General features: G+C 47.2%; 19 protein-coding genes. 4 read left to right on the plus strand and 15 right to left on the minus strand.

The annotated features are described in order from the left end of the window. Positions 1 to 166: 166 nt before the first annotated feature. The 13 genes from ACNA6I_RS14500 to ACNA6I_RS14560 form a co-directional block, all read right to left on the minus strand. On the minus strand, positions 167 to 1,354 hold the full coding sequence (locus ACNA6I_RS14500) for an iron-containing alcohol dehydrogenase (RefSeq protein WP_416313655.1): 1,188 nt from the start codon (positions 1,352 to 1,354) through the stop codon (positions 167 to 169). Between the two features lie 23 nt (positions 1,355 to 1,377). After that, positions 1,378 to 2,016, minus strand: a complete 639-nt coding sequence (locus ACNA6I_RS14505; protein ID WP_048012334.1) for a VanZ family protein — start codon at positions 2,014 to 2,016, stop codon at positions 1,378 to 1,380. Positions 2,017 to 2,131: 115 nt separating this feature from the next. After that, positions 2,132 to 2,809: a hypothetical protein gene (locus tag ACNA6I_RS14510; RefSeq protein ID WP_148796937.1), complete on the minus strand. Its 678-nt coding sequence runs from the start codon at positions 2,807 to 2,809 to the stop codon at positions 2,132 to 2,134. Continuing rightward, the gene (locus ACNA6I_RS14515) at positions 2,802 to 3,326 is read right to left on the minus strand and encodes an RNA polymerase sigma factor (protein WP_262370580.1); all 525 of its coding nucleotides are present in this window, start codon (positions 3,324 to 3,326) and stop codon (positions 2,802 to 2,804) included. Before ACNA6I_RS14515 ends, ACNA6I_RS14510 begins: the two co-directional genes overlap by 8 nt. A gap of 100 nt (positions 3,327 to 3,426) precedes the next feature. After that, entirely contained in the window at positions 3,427 to 3,885 is a 459-nt protein-coding gene (locus ACNA6I_RS14520; RefSeq protein ID WP_048005588.1) for a hypothetical protein, read from the minus strand. Positions 3,886 to 4,076: 191 nt separating this feature from the next. Continuing rightward, positions 4,077 to 4,625 (minus strand): YdhK family protein, encoded by a 549-nt coding sequence (locus ACNA6I_RS14525; RefSeq protein WP_063191019.1) that lies wholly within the window; start codon positions 4,623 to 4,625, stop codon positions 4,077 to 4,079. 81 nt (positions 4,626 to 4,706) lie between these two features. Then, the gene (locus ACNA6I_RS14530; RefSeq protein ID WP_416313656.1) at positions 4,707 to 5,318 is read right to left on the minus strand and encodes an FMN-binding negative transcriptional regulator; all 612 of its coding nucleotides are present in this window, start codon (positions 5,316 to 5,318) and stop codon (positions 4,707 to 4,709) included. A 99-nt stretch (positions 5,319 to 5,417) separates the two neighbouring features. Next, the gene (locus ACNA6I_RS14535) at positions 5,418 to 5,630 is read right to left on the minus strand and encodes a hypothetical protein (RefSeq protein ID WP_416313657.1); all 213 of its coding nucleotides are present in this window, start codon (positions 5,628 to 5,630) and stop codon (positions 5,418 to 5,420) included. 115 nt (positions 5,631 to 5,745) lie between these two features. After that, a complete protein-coding gene (locus tag ACNA6I_RS14540) occupies positions 5,746 to 6,246 on the minus strand; it encodes a GNAT family N-acetyltransferase (protein ID WP_048016036.1) in 501 nt (166 codons plus the stop codon). A 125-nt stretch (positions 6,247 to 6,371) separates the two neighbouring features. After that, entirely contained in the window at positions 6,372 to 7,400 is a 1,029-nt protein-coding gene (locus ACNA6I_RS14545) for an ABC transporter ATP-binding protein (protein WP_048005593.1), read from the minus strand. Further along, entirely contained in the window at positions 7,397 to 8,959 is a 1,563-nt protein-coding gene (locus ACNA6I_RS14550) for an ABC transporter permease (RefSeq protein ID WP_416313658.1), read from the minus strand. The genes ACNA6I_RS14545 and ACNA6I_RS14550 overlap by 4 nt, the downstream gene beginning before the upstream one ends. A gap of 5 nt (positions 8,960 to 8,964) precedes the next feature. Next, positions 8,965 to 10,014, minus strand: coding sequence for an extracellular solute-binding protein (locus tag ACNA6I_RS14555; RefSeq protein WP_231579088.1), 1,050 nt, complete (start codon positions 10,012 to 10,014; stop codon positions 8,965 to 8,967). A gap of 176 nt (positions 10,015 to 10,190) precedes the next feature. After that, on the minus strand, positions 10,191 to 10,439 hold the full coding sequence (locus ACNA6I_RS14560) for a YesK family protein (protein ID WP_416313659.1): 249 nt from the start codon (positions 10,437 to 10,439) through the stop codon (positions 10,191 to 10,193). A 129-nt stretch (positions 10,440 to 10,568) separates the two neighbouring features. Between ACNA6I_RS14560 and ACNA6I_RS14565 the strand changes: the two genes are divergently transcribed. The 4 genes from ACNA6I_RS14565 to ACNA6I_RS14580 all read left to right on the plus strand — a co-directional run bounded on the left by ACNA6I_RS14565 (position 10,569) and on the right by ACNA6I_RS14580 (position 13,340). Beyond that, entirely contained in the window at positions 10,569 to 10,859 is a 291-nt protein-coding gene (locus ACNA6I_RS14565; RefSeq protein WP_416313660.1) for an ArsR/SmtB family transcription factor, read from the plus strand. A 67-nt stretch (positions 10,860 to 10,926) separates the two neighbouring features. Then, complete coding sequence (locus ACNA6I_RS14570) at positions 10,927 to 12,102, plus strand: MFS transporter (protein WP_416313661.1); 1,176 nt, start codon at positions 10,927 to 10,929, stop codon at positions 12,100 to 12,102. Between the two features lie 58 nt (positions 12,103 to 12,160). After that, positions 12,161 to 12,565, plus strand: a complete 405-nt coding sequence (locus ACNA6I_RS14575) for an Rrf2 family transcriptional regulator (protein ID WP_416313662.1) — start codon at positions 12,161 to 12,163, stop codon at positions 12,563 to 12,565. A 142-nt stretch (positions 12,566 to 12,707) separates the two neighbouring features. After that, positions 12,708 to 13,340: an NAD(P)-dependent oxidoreductase gene (locus ACNA6I_RS14580; protein WP_367037675.1), complete on the plus strand. Its 633-nt coding sequence runs from the start codon at positions 12,708 to 12,710 to the stop codon at positions 13,338 to 13,340. A 165-nt stretch (positions 13,341 to 13,505) separates the two neighbouring features. Here ACNA6I_RS14580 and ACNA6I_RS14585 read toward each other — a convergent pair whose 3' ends face one another. Further along, complete coding sequence (locus tag ACNA6I_RS14585; protein ID WP_416313663.1) at positions 13,506 to 14,096, minus strand: HD domain-containing protein; 591 nt, start codon at positions 14,094 to 14,096, stop codon at positions 13,506 to 13,508. A gap of 136 nt (positions 14,097 to 14,232) precedes the next feature. After that, positions 14,233 to 20,229: a GH32 C-terminal domain-containing protein gene (locus ACNA6I_RS14590; RefSeq protein ID WP_416313664.1), complete on the minus strand. Its 5,997-nt coding sequence runs from the start codon at positions 20,227 to 20,229 to the stop codon at positions 14,233 to 14,235. Positions 20,230 to 20,273 lie beyond the last annotated feature (44 nt).

The raw sequence follows: 20,273 nt of genomic DNA on the forward strand, positions 1-20,273 counted from the left end.
CTTTTAAAGAAAAGCCAGAATGGAACATATATCAAGAAGATAAACAATCCGTTCTTCTCCAGCATCAACAATAAGTGATCAACATTCGATTTCTTTTGATTGTAATAAGCATCCAGTTCCTTGTACTCTTTCCGCAAATCGTTTATGATCTCACGCCTCTTTCACATTATTGTTTTTTCCCTTCCACGACTTCTCCATCATAAGCCGCTTGATAAATCCTGTGGATATCCGCTTCCTCCAGCACCATCGGACTCCTGGCTAACAGTCTCTTCTGTTTCACACCGTCCTTCGTCAGCTCTTCAAGGGCTGATTCGGGGATATCGAACTGGGATAATCGCTGTGGGATACCGACATCCCTGACGATCCTAACCAATTCTTCCACGCATTTTCTTGAGGCTTCTTCCTTAGACAAGTCATTGGACCTGCCTTCGATCGCTTCCAATACGTCTGCCATCCTCCCTTCACAGCTCTTCCGGATATACCCCATCACATAAGGAAGGAGGACGGCATTGGATTCTCCGTGGGAAATGTGGAACTGACCACCAAGGGGATAGGCGAGAGCATGGACACCTGCTACGCCTGCATTGAAGAAGGCAAGACCCGCGATATAGCTTCCGTAGCTCATATCAATGCGTGCCTGCCGATCGCAACCATCCCTCACAGCCGTACGAATGGATCCTGCAATCAACTTGATTGCGTGCAGGGCCAGGGCGTCCGTTGTCGGGCTTGCATTGATCGAGACATATGCCTCGACAGCATGGGTCAGGGCATCGATCCCTGTGGCCGCCGTCACCTTTGGTGGTACCGTCAGCGTGAGTTCGGGATCAATGATGGCAACGTCTGCCAATAGGTTGTCATGGGTCACGACATCCTTCGTGGAATCTAAAGAGAGGACGGCAATGTTGGTCACTTCCGAACCGGTTCCCGCTGTGGTCGGGATGAGGATCTTCGGAAGTCCCTTCACTTGGATTTCCTTCGTGCCTGATAGATTCAGATAATCCTCTACACGCCCTTCCTGCTGAGACAGGACAGCGGTCATCTTGGCCAGGTCGAGAGCACTCCCGCCTCCCATGCCGATCACCAGGTCGAAACCTCCTTCCCTCGTGAATGCCACCAGTTGTTCCCCTACAGAAAGCGGGGGTTCAGGTACCACTTCTGTATACATGGTGATGTCGAATCCCTCTTCCTCAAGGGGTACCGTGACGTTCCGGGTCAACCCGATTTCGACCAGTTGCGGATCCGTGACAATGAGGATCCTCTTTGCCTCCGCCTTCCTCACTTCAGGAAGTAGGTTCTCCAACGATCCCCACCCTGTATAGCTAAGTGGCGCAAATACTAGTTTTGAACTACTCATCTTTCTCTCCTCCTTGTTGGTCATTATCCCCTTCCCATTGACCTGTACCGAACCGCTTCCACTGGATACCTCCCAATCCCCACTTTCAAGATAGGCAAGGCAATCCCGTATCCAATCAAGAATCCAACCGTGTATAAGAGCAGATCGGAGAGATCAAACTGTCCGACATTCAGAATGTGCTGCATCCACTCCAACGTCCAGGCAACCCCCTGGAACAATAAGAATCGCCCCTTAAATCCCTTCAACACATTGGAAACTGTGAGAAGAAAATACATAGGAACAAAGATGATCAGGTTGATCACCATGACCCATTGTGAGGCCCGGTCCCCTTGTATGTCCGACAAGAAAGCAATGGGATTCCATGACACATCACCCGTCCCGATGCTATACTGCCCATCCGGCCTCAACAGACCGAAGATCAGGACCGTAAAGTAGGCCAGCAACAGTGCGTATCGATCCCATTTCGTAGCCATGCCCAAGACCAACTTCAGAAGAACATAGATTGTCAGCACGACAATCGCCATGGAGAGAATCGTCTTCTCAATATTCTCCATATTGGGAAAGAACCGGGGCAGCATATTCAAGAAATACTCCATGTAGATCCAGATCCCTGCTACTAAACTAAAAACCAACACCACTAAACTTTTCAACTTCCCATGCATACAGCCACCCTATTCTTCTTTACTATTTCTTTCATCATACCATTTTTGTATAAAAATGGTACAAGCGAGATCCTTCATAGGGATGTTCTTTTTTGTCGCTAGGGTAAAAGGAGGATTATCTTACCTTTTCCATTAACTCCCCTACCCCCTTGTCCCTGAATCTGATACTCTCTACCAACCCTTGATCGTTTACAGTGATATCGCCTGATAGATCTACCGTTCCTCTTTCATCACCGTCTCTACTATAGACGACCTTCACTGTAAACGTAAATGAACCCTGCACTGTTTCATTTTCCTTCACGACAATTTTCTCAGCTTTCAATTTACATCCGCTTGAGTAGGCGTAATAAGGGAAAGTGATTTTCCCTTCATTTACATATTGCTCTATGGTATCAGGGGACATATAGGGTCGAAAGAGATCCTTGTAATACGAGAGGAACAGGTCAAAATACTCATCGCTATTTCCTTCTTCAATATACCTATCCTCTTGCTCCATCAGGCTTGCCAGCTCATCATCCGGTCCTGTGAAGATTTTCTCCAGCACCTCTTTGACCTCTCCTTCCTGGGACGCGGTTTGATCTGTCATCACGGTGTTCAGCAGAAGGTATCCCCCTACGAGGATAAACAGTGCTGCTAGGAGTGCAGTCAGCAATGTAGGGACCAAGCGTTGCTTCTTCCTGCCCTTTTTCTGCATACTTTCCACCAACCTTTCGTAAACATCTTCCTGCTCATCCGGCTTCATGGAGACATGTTCATAGGACGGAAATCGAATGTTTTCATTCCCTTCACTCACGATGGTACCCCTCCTTTTCCAACTGAGCTTTCATTGCCTGCAACGCCCTTGAGAGCGTCGTCTTCACCTTGCTCTCCTTCCACCCGAGCACATCTGCTGTCTCACGGATTGACAGGCCCTTGATCTTCCTCAGTAGAAGAACCTCCCGATACGAGCGCTTCAACCGGCTCATTGCATCGTATACCATGCGTTCTTCCTCCCCAGCTTCCACAACGTCCTCTGGAGTGGCACCACCCATCCCTGTGAACATCTCCGTCACATAGTGAAGGGGCTTCCTCTTCCGTATGAAATCAATCGTGGCATTCCGGGCGATTCGATACAGCCAATTCTTATCGCTCATTTCCCCCTGAAACCCCTCCAGTCGATGGAAGGCCTTCAGAAACGTATCATGTGTCAGATCCTTTGCCTGCTCACGATCCCCGATCATCAGCACGATATAACGGAAGATCGCGTCGCTATATTCCACGTACCATTCGCGTATTTTCTGTTTCCTGTACCCCTCATCCAACAAGGTCACCTCGTTTCTTTCTTAGACCATTTATCGTAAAGACGGGCGATAATGGAAAAAGTTTCATTTTTAATTAAAAAAGCCATTCCGATTTGGAATGACAATTCTCCTAAAATGAAACATCGAGCTTTTCTTTCAGTTCCTCCAACACCTCGGGCTGCTTCTGTTTTGAAATCATCGTGGATCCCGGATCCTCTACTTCAGTAAAGTTGAAAAGGATCGTGCCGTCTTCAAGGATGGCAAAGGCGTATTTCCCCTTGCCGGACTCTTTTTGATCAGGTCCAAGGAAAACAAACGTGTAGGAGCTTTTGGATTTCAGCTTCTTCATAAACGAATCCTGACTGATTTCCTCTACCTCCAGCCCTTCCACTTGTGTCAAAACCTTTTCTAGCGTATCTTTCTCTGTTATCATTTTTGTTTGTTCTTCAGTTGAGGTATTGTTTTCAACCTTCTGGACAATCAACGTATTAGCGAATTGTTTATCCTTGAATGCAATGGTTTCTTCTTTTGCCGAGCAGCCTGCCAGTATGATGACGGTAACCAATATGCTCATCAGCCATTTTTTCATGATATTCCCTCCCCATGACCATCCACTCCCCTAGAAAAGTAGTCGTGTCGTTACCAGTAAAGACGGATGATCACATCCTAAAGTTTCATCTGCTTGGTAAATAAGTTTGGTAAGTGAGATAAAGGCGTAAATAGGAAGTGTAATGAATTGCAAAAAGAAAAACCGGCACATCCATGCCGGCTCACACAACCTTATTCAGACTCCAATTCACTTTCCACAACCCACTTATGATTCTTCACCATATCCCCGCCATCTGTCGGCTGGTAGTCAACCGTGTACACCGTCGTTCTTTCCGCAGACACGATCGTGGCTTTGGCATTCTTCATGCCTTTCATATGATCGGCTTCCAGGGTGACCTCGGTGCCGGGTTTGAGTTCTTCATCCCCTGCGTCTTTGATTTCTTCCTGGATCACCCATTTGTGATCCGTCACTTCTTCTCCTCCATCGGTCGGCTTATAGTCGACGACGTAGGCAGTGGTATCATAGGCACCGGTGACCATGCCTTCTGCCCCGTCCATGCCCTTCATATGATCCGCCTTGATGGTGACTTTGCTTCCGGTCTCGAATTCAGGGTTTGCCGCTTCTTCAAGTCCTTCAGGCATCTCGGCCGAACCTGAATGGTTCATATCCGCATGCTCGTCATGGGATTCCTTTTTGTCCGACTGACTGTCCGGGCTATTGCCGCATCCCGCGAGTGCCAAGAGAGCCGCGGCTCCGATTACCAGTATGTATTTCTTCATGATCATCCCTCTTTCTAAAAGGTTTTCACCTACAGTGTTACCCTTTAGAGGAAAAAATCATCATGATTTCCGGAAAATGATTCAATGGTCCAACCCTTTTTCCATTCGTTGTGCTACCAAAGCATCCCCTTCCCGACCGGTCCGCCGTAACTCACTGGCGACGGATCGACGCCTTTCCTCCGGATGATGCTGGCTGAATTTCGCTTTTCCTTCCATCCTGGAAATCGGGATCCTGAAGGCTACGATCCCTCTCTGCAGTCCATTGAGCTTGTCTGAGGCAACCTGATCCAGGGAATACGCGCTTTCTGTCCCTTCATACTGATCGACCAGTCGCTGCAGCGAGTCCAGTATTTCCTCGCTGTCTTCCATGATCTCCAGCTTGCCGTATACGTGGGCGGCCTCGTAGTTCCAGGTCGGCACCTCCTGATCGGATTCATACCAGGTCGGCGAGATGTAAGCATGTGCCCCCTGGAAGACGGCCAATACTTCCTGTCCTTGCCCATCCTTCCACTGACCATTCGGTCTCGCCATATGTCCGTAGAGTACACGATCTCTCCGGTCCACCATCAATGGGAGATGAGTCGCCCAAGGGGAGCCTTGATGCTGGGAGAAGAGGATGGCGAAGCCGTTTTCCTCTATTAGCTGAAAGATTTTTTCTTCCTCATTCAATCGAAAGTGCTTGGGGATATACATCTTCTTTCTCCTCTCATGCTCGCACGGATGCCCGTTTGTTTCTTTTACTGTACTGGTCCTGGCTTGTCTTTTCAATCAAAATCAGATGTAATACCGACGTTACGCACCAACAGCCCCCTGTGCCATTCGCTCATATGCCCGCATGAAGCTCTTATGTGAAAGATCACCAAGCGTCCCTTCATCGTTCTGGAACAAGCGTTGGAAGGTGAACGCCTTCGCTTCCTCCAACGTGATGCCTCTGCTGTTCATGATCAGCGATATATACGCAATGAAATAGTCTTCACTAAGGTCCCCGCCGTGGTTAATGGTCATGGTCAACCGCTCCTTTCATTTGATAAAGTCAACTATATTTATATGATATAATCAATAATTGATTTAGTCAAATTATTATTCCCTCGAAAAAAGGGACGGCACCCGCCCCTTTCACCTACAACCTCTTCACCATCCAATCCTCGTCATAATAGCACCCATCAAACTTCAATCCGTGCTTCTCGACGCCGAATACGGTAAATCCAAGGCTCGTATACAGGCGCTTCGCAGGTTCATTATCGGAAACGACGGTGAGGTTGATCTGTTCCAGCCCGTCGAACCCTTTTATATGCTGCAATAGTTCTTCTAAAAGCGATCTTCCCACAGCCTTCCCGCGCATGTCCGGTGAGACGAACATGCCGAAGATGTTTCCCTTGTGGGCCATTTTTGGACTTGTTTCCCTGACGAAGGTGGCCATGCCGACAAGATCACCGTCCACCCAGGCGCCCATGGTGAATTTGCCTTCCGATGGTGTCAATCGCTCTTGTACAAAAGAGAGGGGAAAGGCAGCCTCCCGTTCATAGGTTGAGCCGAATGCTTCGGGATTGGTTTGAAGTGCCTGCAGGCGCAGCTCCTGGTACGCTTCTGCATCGTGTTCATTCAATATGGAGATGGTCATATGCTGTTCCTTCTTTCTTCTAGGATCATCTATCACCTATTCGCTGATCACCCGCCATTTCCTCCTGAATACGAAAAAAAAGCTCCATTCCAGCGATTGGAATAGAGCTTTGCTTCATCATTCATTCAGTAGATCACAACATCCCCGTCCACCTTCAAGCCGACGGTGTCCCCTACTTTGACCTGAGGTCTTCCGAGGACACGGATGGAAGCTGAAGTCGCCTGGCCGTTCTCATCGATGAGAAGTTCGATCAGGGAATCGTGTCCGAAGTAGGTCGTCTTCATGACCTTCGCTTGGATTCCGCTTTCGATCGGTCCTACGCTGAGCTGTTCCGGACGAATCATGACCGTGACTTGTTCGGCGCAACCGGAAGGCTTATGACATGGCAGCATGCCGAGCGGACAGTCGACGCATTCTCCGCTGATCCGTCCATTGAGGAGCACGGCTTCCCCAACGAAGGTGGCCACCTTCAAGTCTTTCGGTTTCGTATAGACGTCATCCGGATTGGCGATCTGGACGAGCTCGCCGTCCCTCATGACGGCGATGACATCAGCCATGGAGAACGCTTCTTCCTGGTCATGCGTCACCATGATCGACGTTGCATTCGACTGTTCAAGTGCGTGCTTGATATCATCCCTTAGCTTGGCGCGAAGCCCCGTGTCCAGTGCGCTGAACGGTTCGTCCAGTAAGATCAGGCTCGGACCGGGAGCGAGGGCGCGTGCCAGGGCGACACGCTGCTGTTGCCCGCCGGACAGTTCATGGGGCATGCGTTTTTCAAACCCTTGCATGCCGACAAGCTCGAGCATATCCAGTACACGACCCGTTCGCTTCATTTTGCGTGGCAGTCCGAAGGCGACATTCTGTTCCACCGTCAAATGCGGGAAGAGTGCGCCTTCCTGTGGTACATAGCCGATCTTGCGCTTTTCCGGGGAGAGATAGAGGCGTTCGCCGAAGGCCTTCACGCCGGAGATCTCGATTTCACCCGATGCGGGGATTTCAAATCCTGCAATACTCCGGAGAAGCGTCGTCTTTCCGCACCCGGATGGGCCGAGGACGGCAAGCATCTGTCCCTTCTGCAAGTCGAAGGAGACATTCTCCAATACTTTCACTCCATCAAAGTTCTTTGATAACTCTTTAATCGCTAAGGCCTTCATACTCTTTCACTCCTCTTACTGGAAAATGATCGCATGGTCAGGATATAGACCGGCACGCCTGAGATCAGGATCAGCAGGGCGGCATAAGGGGCGGCCGCGGCAAACTCGGAGTTCGCCGTGTGCTGCCACACCCTGATCGCGAGCGTATCGACACCCGTCGGACGGAGCAGCAGCGTCGCCGTCAATTCATTCATGATCTTCAAACAAACAAGGGCCATCGCCGCCCCGATCCCCGGTATGATCAGGGGCAGGGTCACGGTGAAGAAAACACTCATCGGCTTTCTGCCCAGTGACCGTGCGACTTCCTCGACCCGCTCAGGCGCCTGCTCGTACGATGCCCTAATCGATGACTGGGCAAGGGGGACGAACAGGATCACATACGCGATGATCAACAGGACCGAGGTCTGATAAATCCCGCTCATATAGCGGATCGCGAAGAACACGAGGGTCAAACCGATAACAAGACCAGGCAGGCTGTGGACCACATACGGGACCCGCTCGGCCATGACAGACAGCGGCCCGCGGTGTCGGAGCGACAGCATGACGAGGGGCAGGGCGATGATCACCGTCACCACGGCTCCACCCAACCCGTAGGACAAGGTTGTGAACAGATTGCCCACCAATTCAGCAGGTTCAAAGCTTGCCGAGCTTCCGTTCAATAGCCAATACCCGAGACGTCCGAGTGGAATCCCGACGGCGAGTACCGTCAACACAAGGAACCCTAGTTGGACGAATGGTGCTGCCAACCCGAGTCTAACCTGCTCTCTCGCACGTGAGACGCCTCTTCCGACAGACGTATATTTAGCCTTCCCACGGACGTAGAGCTCCACTCCGATGAACACGAGGCAGAGGAACAGGAGGACCGTCGTCAACATCGCAGCAGATGCTCCGTTGAAGGCCATCGTGTACTGATCATAGATCGCCGTCGTGAACGTATCGAACCGGAGCAGGGACAGGGCCCCGAACTCCGCAAGCGTATGGAGGGCAATGAGGAGCGCGCCACCGAACAGGGCAGGTCGCATCTGCGGGAACGTGACGAGCCAGAAGGTTTTCCACGGTCCGTACCCTGCTGAGAATGCCACTTCCTCCAGGGAAGGATTCATCCCCCTCAGTGCCGCAGCCACCGGCAAGTGGACAAGGGGATAGCTGTATAGCGTCAAGACCAGGAAGGCACCGAAGAATCCTTCAAAGATCGGACTCAGGGATACCCAGCTGTAACTTGATACGAAGGCGGGGACAGCGAATGGAATCGTCACGAGGACGTTCCATACGCGTCTTCCCCATAGGTTCGTCCGCTCCGTGCACCAGGCCGTGGCGACACCGATGACCATGGAGGCCACCGTCACCGACACGTCCAGGAGGAGCGTATTTTTCAGAAGCTCATACACGCGGTCGCGGAAGATCAGATTGATCGACGTCTCCCATCCTGCTTCATACGCGCGGAGGATAATGTAGAGGATGGGAAGGCACGCGACAAAAATAAAGATAAAAACAGGTAAAAGGAGCAACAGCGACGTTTTTTTTCGCTGCGGCTCCTTCTTCCTCCATATGCCGGTCAAGGGCATTAGAGCAACCCTACTTCTTGTAGAAGTTCCAATGCCTGCTCACCATCAGAATATTCACCGAGGTCAAGTGCTTCTTTCGGCGGATTCAATTCTGAGAAAGGTTTCATGTCCTTTGTGTCCACGCTAGAGTTCAATGGATACTGTGAACTTGTATCCGTCAATACCTGCTGTCCTTTTTCTTCCGTTGCAAATTCCATGAATTTCTGTGCTTCTTCTTTATGAGAGCTTGACTTGACGATCCCTGCTCCGGATAGGGAGATCATATCCCCGATATCCCCGTTACCGAAGTAATAAAGCTTGGAGTTCATCTTGTCTGCGCCTTTTTCTTTGGCTTCGTTATCCCAGTAGTAGTTGTTGATGAGGGCTGCGCCTACATCACCTTTTTCTACTGCATCAAGTGCGATTTTGTTGTTCTTATATTGCTTGCCGTATTTCTTCAAGCCTTCCAACCATTGTTTCGTTTCGTCTTCACCATAAAGCATGATCATGGCGGAGATTTGGTTGGTGAACGCACCGCTAGTCGGTACGTAGGCTACTTTATCTTTCCATTCAGGCTTGGCGAAGTCGAATACCGTCTTAGGCAGTTCGCTTTCTTTCACCACATCCGGATTGTACGCCACTACGCGTGAGCGGGCAAGCAATCCGACCCATGTGCCGTCCGGATCTTCGTATTGGTCGTCCATGTTATCAAGTGCTTTGGAATCGATCTTCTCAAGAAGTCCCTTCTCGCTCAGCATGACGAGTGGAGCCGTTTCTTCCGTGAAGATGATATCGGCAGGAGACTTGTCCCCTTCTTCTGCCACCTGATGAGCCAATTCATTGCTGGAACCTTCACGAACATCGACCTTGATGCCGGTTTCCTTCGTGAATTCCTTCGTCAACGCTTCGGTCACTTCGGTGTGCTGACCGCTGTAGATGGTCAACGCTTTTTCCTTATCGCCGTCCTTCGCGTTATCGCCGCCGTTCCCACAAGCCGCCAACGCACCGACGACCATGACGGACGCTGCCGCCACTGCTGCCTTCTTCGCATATGTATGAAGCTTCATCATGTTGATTTCCTCCCCAAGACTGAATGGTTTGTCATATATGGTAGTTCATTTATTGACGATGCAAGTGATAATCATTATCACTACCTTAGTATAAGCAAGAGGACAAACAACGTCAATGTCTTTAGTGAAAAAAGTTCTCAATTAGCCGAAAATGTGAAAAAAGAATGACGTTTCCATCATTCTTTCACCAGTAAGGACCATATGAAGGATGTCACAAGGCCTCTCATGGATGCTATCAACATCATCATGGCAAGGGCACTGTACCCCATTCCCCTCCATCCCCCGATTGCAAATCCCACCACCCATCCTGCAGCTGACAGGAAAATCAGGATTAAAAACAGGATCAAGCCTTCATGGGAGTGTCGCTTTGTATAGCGGAGGATCACATGCAGGACGAGTGCGGCGACCACACCGAAGATAGCCATTGTCAGTGGGGGCAAACGGATCACCTCTTTGACTTTTATATATTCTGTTTATATACGTTCCTTTTGCTGTTACCCCTTTTCTTTCCAAAAAACCATTTACAAATTCCACCTGTACAGTATAATAGTTTTATGATTATTGAACAAAGAAACCTAGATGAAATCAGAGTAGATATTTTTAAGGCATTGGCTGATCCGACACGGCTGGAAATTCTGAGGTTGCTAAAAAACCATGGGGACGAAATGAGTTGTGGAGAGGTGGGTAATCGCATTCATTTAACAAAGTCCACGGCTTCCTATCACTTTAAGATTCTCAGGGAAGCGGGATTGACCACGACCCGTAAAGAAGCCAAGCACAAATACGTGCAGATTTATCCTGATACGTTCTCTACGTATTTACCTGGGTTCCTGGACTCACTATGAGGGTCCAGGAATATTTTTCATCTAACAGTTCAATAGTTTTAAAACTGACAAACAAAGGAGCACACACATGAAAATCATATCATTCTTATTCTTCTCTATTATGTTTGTGATTGGTACCGATACCTTCCTTATTTCGCCTTTGCTTCCCACCTTGACCAGTCTGTATGAAGTGTCTACGGACGTTTCGGGATTTATGGTTAGCTCTTATGCACTGGGCTATGCAGTTTTCGCCTTTCTCGCTGGGCCCCTTTCAGACCGTTTGGATCGTAAGAAGGTCATGCTGATGGGTTTCATTGGGTTTATTATTTCCACCTTCTTATGCGGTGTTGCCCCATCGTTTTCCTTCATGCTTCTGTTTCGGTTTGCTGCGGGAGTAAGTGCCGCGTTCGTCACTCCTCAGGTTTGGGCATCGATTCCAGTTCTTGTCCAACCACAACACATAGTGAAGACGATGGGTTTTGCAACGGCGGGACTTGCCATTTCCCAACTGATCGGAATCCCGATCGGCAGCTACCTTGCCCACATATCGTGGCATATGCCCTTTTACTTCCTATCTTTCTTGGCACTCATACTTCTTATCGTCATTCAACTCGTGTACCCATCATTGCCACCAGTAAAACAAAACGAATCAGCATCATTTTGGAAACCGTATAAAACATTGTTCATGGCAGTGAATGCAAAATCATACATACTTGCTTATTTCATCTTTCAGGTTGGGAACTTTGCTGCCTTTTCATTTATCGGCTCTTGGTTGAGTCAAGATTTCTCACTTGACGTGGCTTCAGTCGGAACGGCGATGATGGCGATTGGTCTGGGGAATGCCATCGGTTCCCTCTTTGGAAGTCATCTGATCCAAAAAATGGGGCAGTCCCGTTCCTTACTGCTCTCCTTCATCTTGTTTATCGGTCTCTACGGTATCCTGCCTTTATCAACCAACCTTTTAACAGCGGAAATCATTCTCGCTGTCGCCTTCCTTGTTGCAGGATTTGTTTTTCCCGTGTTCATGAGCATCTTCCAAAGCTTGACCACCTCTGCACGTGGAACGATTTCATCGGTGTCCAATGCGGCCATGTATATTGGAACGACAGTGGGTTCGATGACAGGCGGAGTTTTATTCGCCCGATTCGATGGCTTCTGGGGGGTGTCGATTTTTGCAGTAGGGATGTTCATTCTTTCTCTCCTTATCTATAGTAAGACTGGTGTATTTAAAAGACAGGAGGCTGTCATAACGAATGAAGCCTGATTGCGCCATTTGACAACGCTTCTATTTGTAACTATTATGGTTACGAAGGAGGGAGATCATGATTAACACCCGCTTATCGGTCGCAATTCATATCCTGTCTCTTGTGGCGATGGATCCGAAGCAATCGTCCGATCAGATCGCCCAGAGCGTCACCACGAATCCCGTCGTCATCAGGAGACTATCCGGTGACCTGAAGAAAGCCGGACTATTGACGTCCCAAGCCGGAGTACCAGGCTTCAACCTGACACGTGATCCCAAGGACATTACCTTGCTTGATATCTATAAAGCCGTGAATATGGAGAAAGAGTTATTCTCAATACACGATAAACCGAATCCGAAATGCCCCGTCGGCAAACGGATCCAAGGTACACTGGATGAAACATTCAAAAGCGTCCAGGCAGCCATGGAAAAAGAACTGAATGAACAAACGCTGAAGGACATCATGAATCATCTCTTCCAATAAGAGGTGATTTTTTCATGGTTGACAGACTCACCTGTAACATATATAGTTACATGTAGAACAACTCATTCACCCGACTCAATCGGGATTTATTTTTAAACAACCTGTAACAAAAATAGTTACAAAACAATAGGAGGAATACACTATGAACATCGCCATCATCGGAGCAACAGGAAAAGCAGGATCATTGATTACAGAGGAAGCCATTCAACGGGGCCATGACGTGACCGCCATCGTGCGCAGCGCATCAAAAGTGAACGCAAACGTAAACATCGTTGAAAAGGATCTCTTTGATCTGACAGGAGAAGACTTGAAAGGATTCGACGTCGTCGTGAACGCCTTCAATGCCCCCGAAGGAAAAGAGCATCTCCACATTGAAGCTGGCAGGGTTCTTACCAACGCCCTGAAAGACGCTCCGAAAACCAGACTCGTTGTCATCGGCGGAGCCGGAAGCCTGTTTGTAGACGAAGACAAAACCGTTCAGCTCTTGGAAACACCTGACTTCCCGAAAGCCTATTATGCCACTGCCTACAATGCGAGCCTCAGCCTGAAAGAGCTGCAAAACACCGAAGGCCTCAACTGGACGTACATCAGCCCAGCAGCCTTCTTCGACCCTGAAGGTCCCAAAACGGGAACCTACCAAACCGGCAAGGATCACTTCATCGTCAACGCAGAAGGTCAGAGCTACATCAGCTATGCCGACTATGCCGCAGCACTCCTTGACGAAGTGGAACAACCGAAACATAAGAACGAACGATTTGCCGTTGTATCGAAATAAGGAAAAAGAGAAGGCAGGGAGCCGATCCCTGCCTTCTTTTACTGTGCGTTATCATCGCCAAACACCCCGATGGTCTTTAGGTTATTCTTTTCTGAAAAACGATAGGTTACATATGTAACCAAAGAAGACAACTCCAATCAGGCTGACATGCACAACCTTTGGAGATTACTGCCTTACACGCCCTTGAATCTTCTCATGCCCTTCCTTTTCAATGAGATCTTTCAACTCCGTCAGGAAGCTGTCAAACTCCACATGCCTTCCCATGGCGTAGGTCATGTCCACCTCGACATCCAGCCACGTAGAAAGATCGGCCTCATTATGCTGGATCTGCACCTCGAGCTTGTCTAGGGCATTCGCCACCTTCGCCTCATACGTCTCTTTTGCCTCGAACTCATGCCACAGCGTGTATAGCTCAAGTCCTACTTCTCCCGGAATCATGTCCCGGATGTTCTCGATTGCCCGTTCCTCACGCTGCTGCTTCAATGCCTTCATCTCCGCATTCCCCATCGTATCAAATGCCGGGACATCCCCCGCTTCCGCCTCCACTAGGTCATGGATGATGATCATCTTCAACAGTTTTTCCATCTCCACTGATTTGTCTAAATACGGCTCTACGAGAATGGCAATGAGGGATACTCTCCACGTATGCTCCGCCACACTCTCCTGACGTCCATCCGACAGCCAGCTGTGTCGCATTTCCATTTTCAGCTTTTGGGATAGGTGGATGAGGTTCATGATGCCGTTTAAATGATTCATCTCTCTCACTTCCTTTCTTCTTAAAACAACATTATCGTTAAAGCGATAATAGAGTAAAGTGTTTTTATACTTTTGGAAATATTGGTTGTACGAGAGTAAAGGGCTCCAATCATAAAATGATTGGAGCCCTTTTCAGTTACTGAACAATGGCTTTTTTTATCGGGTATACTTTTAACGAGTTAAGAGTAGCGTTCCCATTCGATACGAATGTTGATAATCCATTACTGCTTAGTTGAGGGAAGATTTGATCAGTAAGAACCACTTGACCATCATTCCCATAAACCTCAATGGATGAACGATCTATGATCACCCTCATTTTGATTTTATTATCCTTAGGGTTCATCCTTGCCTCGTGCACAGACTCAAATGTAGTGCTAAAGCTACCATCTCCGGATTTTGTCCGGTCATGTACGAGTTTTTGATCAGTCTTATTGTATTTAATGGTGGTTTGTTCACCTTTTCCAGTACGCACATTAAATCCAAACTCCGTTGCTGTTGTTGTGTCCGTTTGGAATTCAGCTATAATCTCCACTGCTTCTCCTTTAACTTCAGACATTAGATTGGTACTAGGTGAGAGTGTTTGGTTTTCCCAATTCGTCACGCCATCACGTAATGTTTGAAACTCTTGAACAGGATTTTGTGTCAGGCGTATTCCTTGCCCAGGTAAATCCACTAGTTTTAACTCCCTCGGAAGAGTCATTTTACTTCGCCAAATAGAAGTTGGAATACTCTGTCCATAACTCCAATTGTTCATCCACCCCATCGCAATTCTTCTTCCGTCAGTTTCCGGTATGTTATTAAATGTTAAAGGCGCATAGTAATCAGCTCCGTAGTCTGCATATAAGACCTTATTCGGTTCATTTTCATTGGTAAAGGTCTCACCATTGAAATCACCTATAAAATATTGAACACCTGATCCTCCCGCAGGCATTCCATCGCTCAGACTAACCTGTAGCACCCAGCGCTTATTAGTAGGGTTCCCATCTACGGGAAGCTCAAATAGGTCAGGGACTTCCCAAACTCCAGCATGGGACCCTTCATTCTTTCCAAATTCACTTGCGAGAGACCACTGCTTCATATTGTTTGATGTATAAATTCTTACAAATTGTTCTCTTTGTGCATTTTCAGCAGCAATCACCATCACCCATTTATTGGACTGTTCATGCCAGAATACCTTGGGGTCTCTAAAAACAGGCAGGTTATCTTGATTTTCAATAACAGGATTCCCACTATGTTTTTTCCATGTCCGCCCTTTATCCAGACTGTAGGCCAAACTCTGAACTTGAGCTCCGCCTTTCTCATGTGTAAACATAGCGACCATGGCGTTGTTTCCGAAGCCCGCACTATTATTCTTGTCGATTACTACGCTACCAGACCAGATAAATCCAATTCCATCATTCTCCAGTGCAATAGGGAGTTCTTCCCAATGAATGAGGTCTTTGCTTACTGCATGACCCCAGTTCATAGGTCCCCATGTAGTACCAGTAGGATTATGTTGATAAAACAGGTGATATTCACCTTCAAAGAAGACTAACCCGTTCGGATCGTTCATCCAATTTTTCTTAGGAGTGTAGTGAAATTGAGAACGATATTGTTCATATCGATCACTTGTGGTGATGGTTTCCTCTGTATTGTAAACGTGGAAGTCGTCTACATTCACATGTCCCCACCCTCCAGTTGCCTTATCTACTATTTTGATATACACCTCTTCACCAACGTAAGAGGATGCATCCCAATAGACTCTCCTATATGTTTCATCATCCGCTCCTGTTGCTTTGAATAATTCCTTGCCATCTTTAGATCTAACTAACGCTGCATAAAGAGTGTCCTCATTCTTCCCACCACTAATGAGAAAATCAACCCATCCGCTTCCATGAAGAGTAAATGGTTCAGAATGGATTTCACCCACTTGGTCGTCCCCTCCATCTTTAAAGCTCCAGAGGTGGTACTGACCCTGCTGATTAAAGCAACATCCCCATGACCATTCTTCTTCATCCGTGACATCTCCCGGGCTAAATGCATTTCCGCTTTTTACATTCCACCCCGTAAGATCACCAGTTTCGAAATCGGGATTTGTAATCGTCATTTTCGCGGGCTTCTGAACTGGCGCATTGACATCATCAATATTGATGTGGCCCCATGGTCCAGTGTTGTCATCCACCACTTTTATATACAGCCGCTCCCCTATATAATCAGATGCATCCCACTTCACACGAGAATATCCCTCTTGGTTCCCTCCACTGGCTTTCATTAGCTCTTTCCCGTCTGACTCTCGGACGAGTGCCACATAAAGGTTATAAATATTGTTTCCACCGGATACTAAGAAGTCGATTTGGCCATTTCCTCCAAGGATAAACTTTTGGGAACGGATAACGCCTTTCTGACCATCGTTTCCTTCATTCACCCCGAACAAATGATAGTTCCCCTGATGATTGAAAGGTCCACCCCATCCCCAATCTTTCGCTGCCGTCACATCTAGATCGGTAAAGGCATCTCCACTCATGACGGTCCATCCCGATAGATTTGGAGTCTCGAAGTCATGGTTAACTAGTTCATCATGAGGCGGTTCGGCTTTTACTTCAATGCTTTTGGTTGCGGTAAATCCGCCTTCCCTTGTTACTGCTTTAATTGTGGCAGTACCAACAGATTTCCCAATGACTTTTCCATTTGTCACTGTTGCAACGGAAGGGTTACTCGAGGTCCATATCACGGATTTATTAGAGGCGTCTGCCGGTTTAATATCTGGTGTGATATACTCACTGCCCCCTTTGATTATTTCTAAGGTACCTGGATTAAATGAAATGTCCGTCGGTTTCACAGGAGTGTATGCCGATTTCATCTCCCATACCTTCAACGACTTCACTTTGACAGAACCGCTATTTTCATTTGCCCACAGTTTCACTCCAAGTGCATCATCCCGAGTTGGATAAGCTCTTGTTGTTAAGCTTTTCACACCATTTAGATATGCATTGATTTCAGATCGATCAACATACATATGGAGCTTCACGCTTTCATTTCCAATATCAACCTTTCCTCCTTGATACCACTTCTCCACATCAGGATCCAGGCTGGATTTAAGACGATTAACCCAAAACTCTTTTTCACTCGCCTTATAATATATCGACGTTTCTTCTTCCCCATTAGGAGACCTTCTAACGCTTAAGCCCAATTCATTGGCTTCACCTTTATCAAGTTCCACTTCAATCTCCAGCATGTCACCTTGTACAGATGATAATGTTTGGTTGGCGCTTTCAAATGATGTTTCATTTGTTATATTGACAAGTTGGTTTCCTCTTAATTCTTTAAGCTCTTCAATTGGCTCTACTCCAAGCTTTCCATCTTGCCGGTATGATACCTCAACAGGTAATCCGTAATTATGGGCGTATCCGGCAGCGTAATCGTCATCGGCTGGCCGTCTACCTTGAGTGATGCTATGAATGACTGTACGACCATCCTGGGTAACCATGCCTGCAGGACCGGTAAAGTGATCTCCTACATCAAGTAGTGTAGGCTTTTTCTCATCAGGTATAAATCTTGTGGTATCCGGATTCCATTCCCCTATCCAATAATACGTATATCTTGATTGGTACTCATCTCTTGAAGTTTTAGCGGGATTGATGAGGAAAATATATTTTCCACTTTCCCCTAACGGGAGTAAAATCGGAAGTTCCCAAACCCTTCCTGTTTTTGGGTATTGATCATAATCCCCGATAAAAAGCTCTCCACGATAGTCCCAATCTTTGAACGTTGAATCTTTCGTTGAATAAACCAAAGCCGTTCCACCAACCTGTTTTCCACTTCCATCTTCTTTTCCGGATGTAACAAGCATGAACCAGGTATCTCCATCCTTGAAAACAAATGGATCCCTGAATTCACCCTTAATTCCTTGCCCATTTTCTTGATCAAGCACGACCTCTGAATTCTTTTCCCATCGATTCAGGTCATTATCTCCATCCTTTTCATAGGTACTTCTAGCAATATTGATGCGTTGATTCGGCGAATCTCGATCGTCGCCCGCTGTGTAGAAAATAACTGGTACTCCATCATCCCCTACAACCGCTCCACCTGCCCATGCCCCTTCTGGATCTACATCATGCTTCCCTGGAATTACTGCGTCATCCACATCACGCCAATGAACCATATCATCGCTCACAAGATGCCCCCAACGGATGTGATTCCAGAAAGGTCCTCTCGGATTACTCTGATAAAAGGTGTGATACTGACCATTAAAATAGATTGGGCCTCCAGGTTCATTCCCCCAATGATTGGGAGGAGACATGTGAAACTGTGGTCTATGCTTATCCTGGGCCAGAATACTTCTATCTATCTGCATGTCGGGAGTTGGCAGGTTCCCTTCAAGAGAATCAATTGTTAATTGGTATGACTCTTTTATCGTTTCCGCGTCCATGGATTTGTTATAGATTTTCACTTCATCCATCAGGCCACTGAACATATTCATATTGAATCCATAAAGCCACATTCCATCGTTGTTTTTACCAATCATTAGATCCTTAACGCTCGGCTTTATCTTTTTCCCGGGAGTAAAATTACGTGAAGCCACTTTTTTACCGTTCTGATAAAGAACAGCTTCCCCCGTCTTACTATCATAGGTCGCTGCTATATGGGACCATTCATTTAAAGGGAGAACGGTGTCAGAGAGCACTTCATTCCATTCCGATCCAGTCCCAAAATTCATTCCCCATGTGCCATGTCGATAGTTACCCAGGATAAATCCTTCTTTCTTTTCTCGATCATGCTGATTCACGATGGCTGAAAGCCTTCCCTCGTCACCATGTTCGAAATTTCGCGGGGCCACCCAGGCTTCAATGGTGAGAGCGTCGGTAAGAGCCGGAGTCTGATCAGGTGACTGACTCACCCATGTCGAGTATCCATCAAATAAAAGCGTGCCATTTGATATCCCATCTTTTCTCCAAAGCGGGTCCTGTTTAGCTTGGAATTTCCCATCATTTAAATGGTACTCTACCAGATTCGTCTTACCGGTCACTTGATCTTTGGTTTCGCCTCCTTTTCCTTCATCAAAGCTCAGATGAGTAACTAAACTATCAGAATAAACAGAATTACCCACATGGAAATCATCCACATTTATATGGCCAAATCCACCCGTAGCTTGATCCACTACTTTGATATAAACGGATTCACCTAGATACGCAGATGCATCCCAAAAAACCCTTTGATATTTTTCTGAATTGCGACCGGTCTCTTTAAATAATTCTTTCCCATCTGATTCCCTTACAAGGGCCACATACAATTTATTCAGATCTTCACCGCCACCAATCAGGAAATCGATTCCTCCCGCTCCGCTCATGGTAAAGGATTCAGAATGCAACTCACCGGTTTGTCCATCCCCTCCCGATTTATGAGACCACAAGTGATAGTCACCTTGATGATCAAACTCATCCCCCTCACTCCAAAGATTCTCGTGTACAAGACTATTGGCACCAAACGCGTCTCCACTTACTACTTCCCATCCTTTGACTTCAGAGGGGACCAATGCAGTATACTCAAAATCATGATTATAAATGGAAGGTTCGGTATGTTCATGAAGAGACGCTGTTGGTGGGACATTGACATCATCTAAATTGATATTTCCTGTAGTCGATTTGTCTACTATTTTTATTCTGACAACTGAACCGATATGTTCTGAAGCATCCCATTCAACCTTAGAATACGTATCGGTACCTGTACCCGTAGCTTTCATCAGTTCCTTACCGTCTGTCTCACGCACTAATGATACATATAGATTTTCGAGATCCTCGTTCCCTCCTGTGAGGAAGTCGATTTTGCCGTCTCCCCCTAAAGTAAAAGTTTCTGACTGCATCACGCCAACCTTGGAATTGTCACCTCTACCACCCCAAATGTGCCAAAAATTACGTTGCTTAAATTCTTGTCTATTCCAAAACGTTGAATCCGTGGTAACATCTGATTGGCTGAAAGCGTCCCCGCTAATGACGTTCCATCCACTAAGGTCTCCTGTTTCAAAACCTGGATTGGAAAGGGTACTCGCTGCCTGAACGGATGTACTGAGAGGCGTATTCATAAAGCCGGACGAAATAAGCAATAGCAAAGACAGAAAGACGATCGTTCCTTTCCTATACAAATCTCTTTTTATCATTCCTTTTAGCTCCTCTACCTGATTATTGGATTAACAAAAAATAA

The sequence above is a fragment of the Rossellomorea sp. FS2 genome, assembly GCF_047915635.1.
Classification (GTDB): domain Bacteria; phylum Bacillota; class Bacilli; order Bacillales; family Bacillaceae_B; genus Rossellomorea; species Rossellomorea marisflavi_A.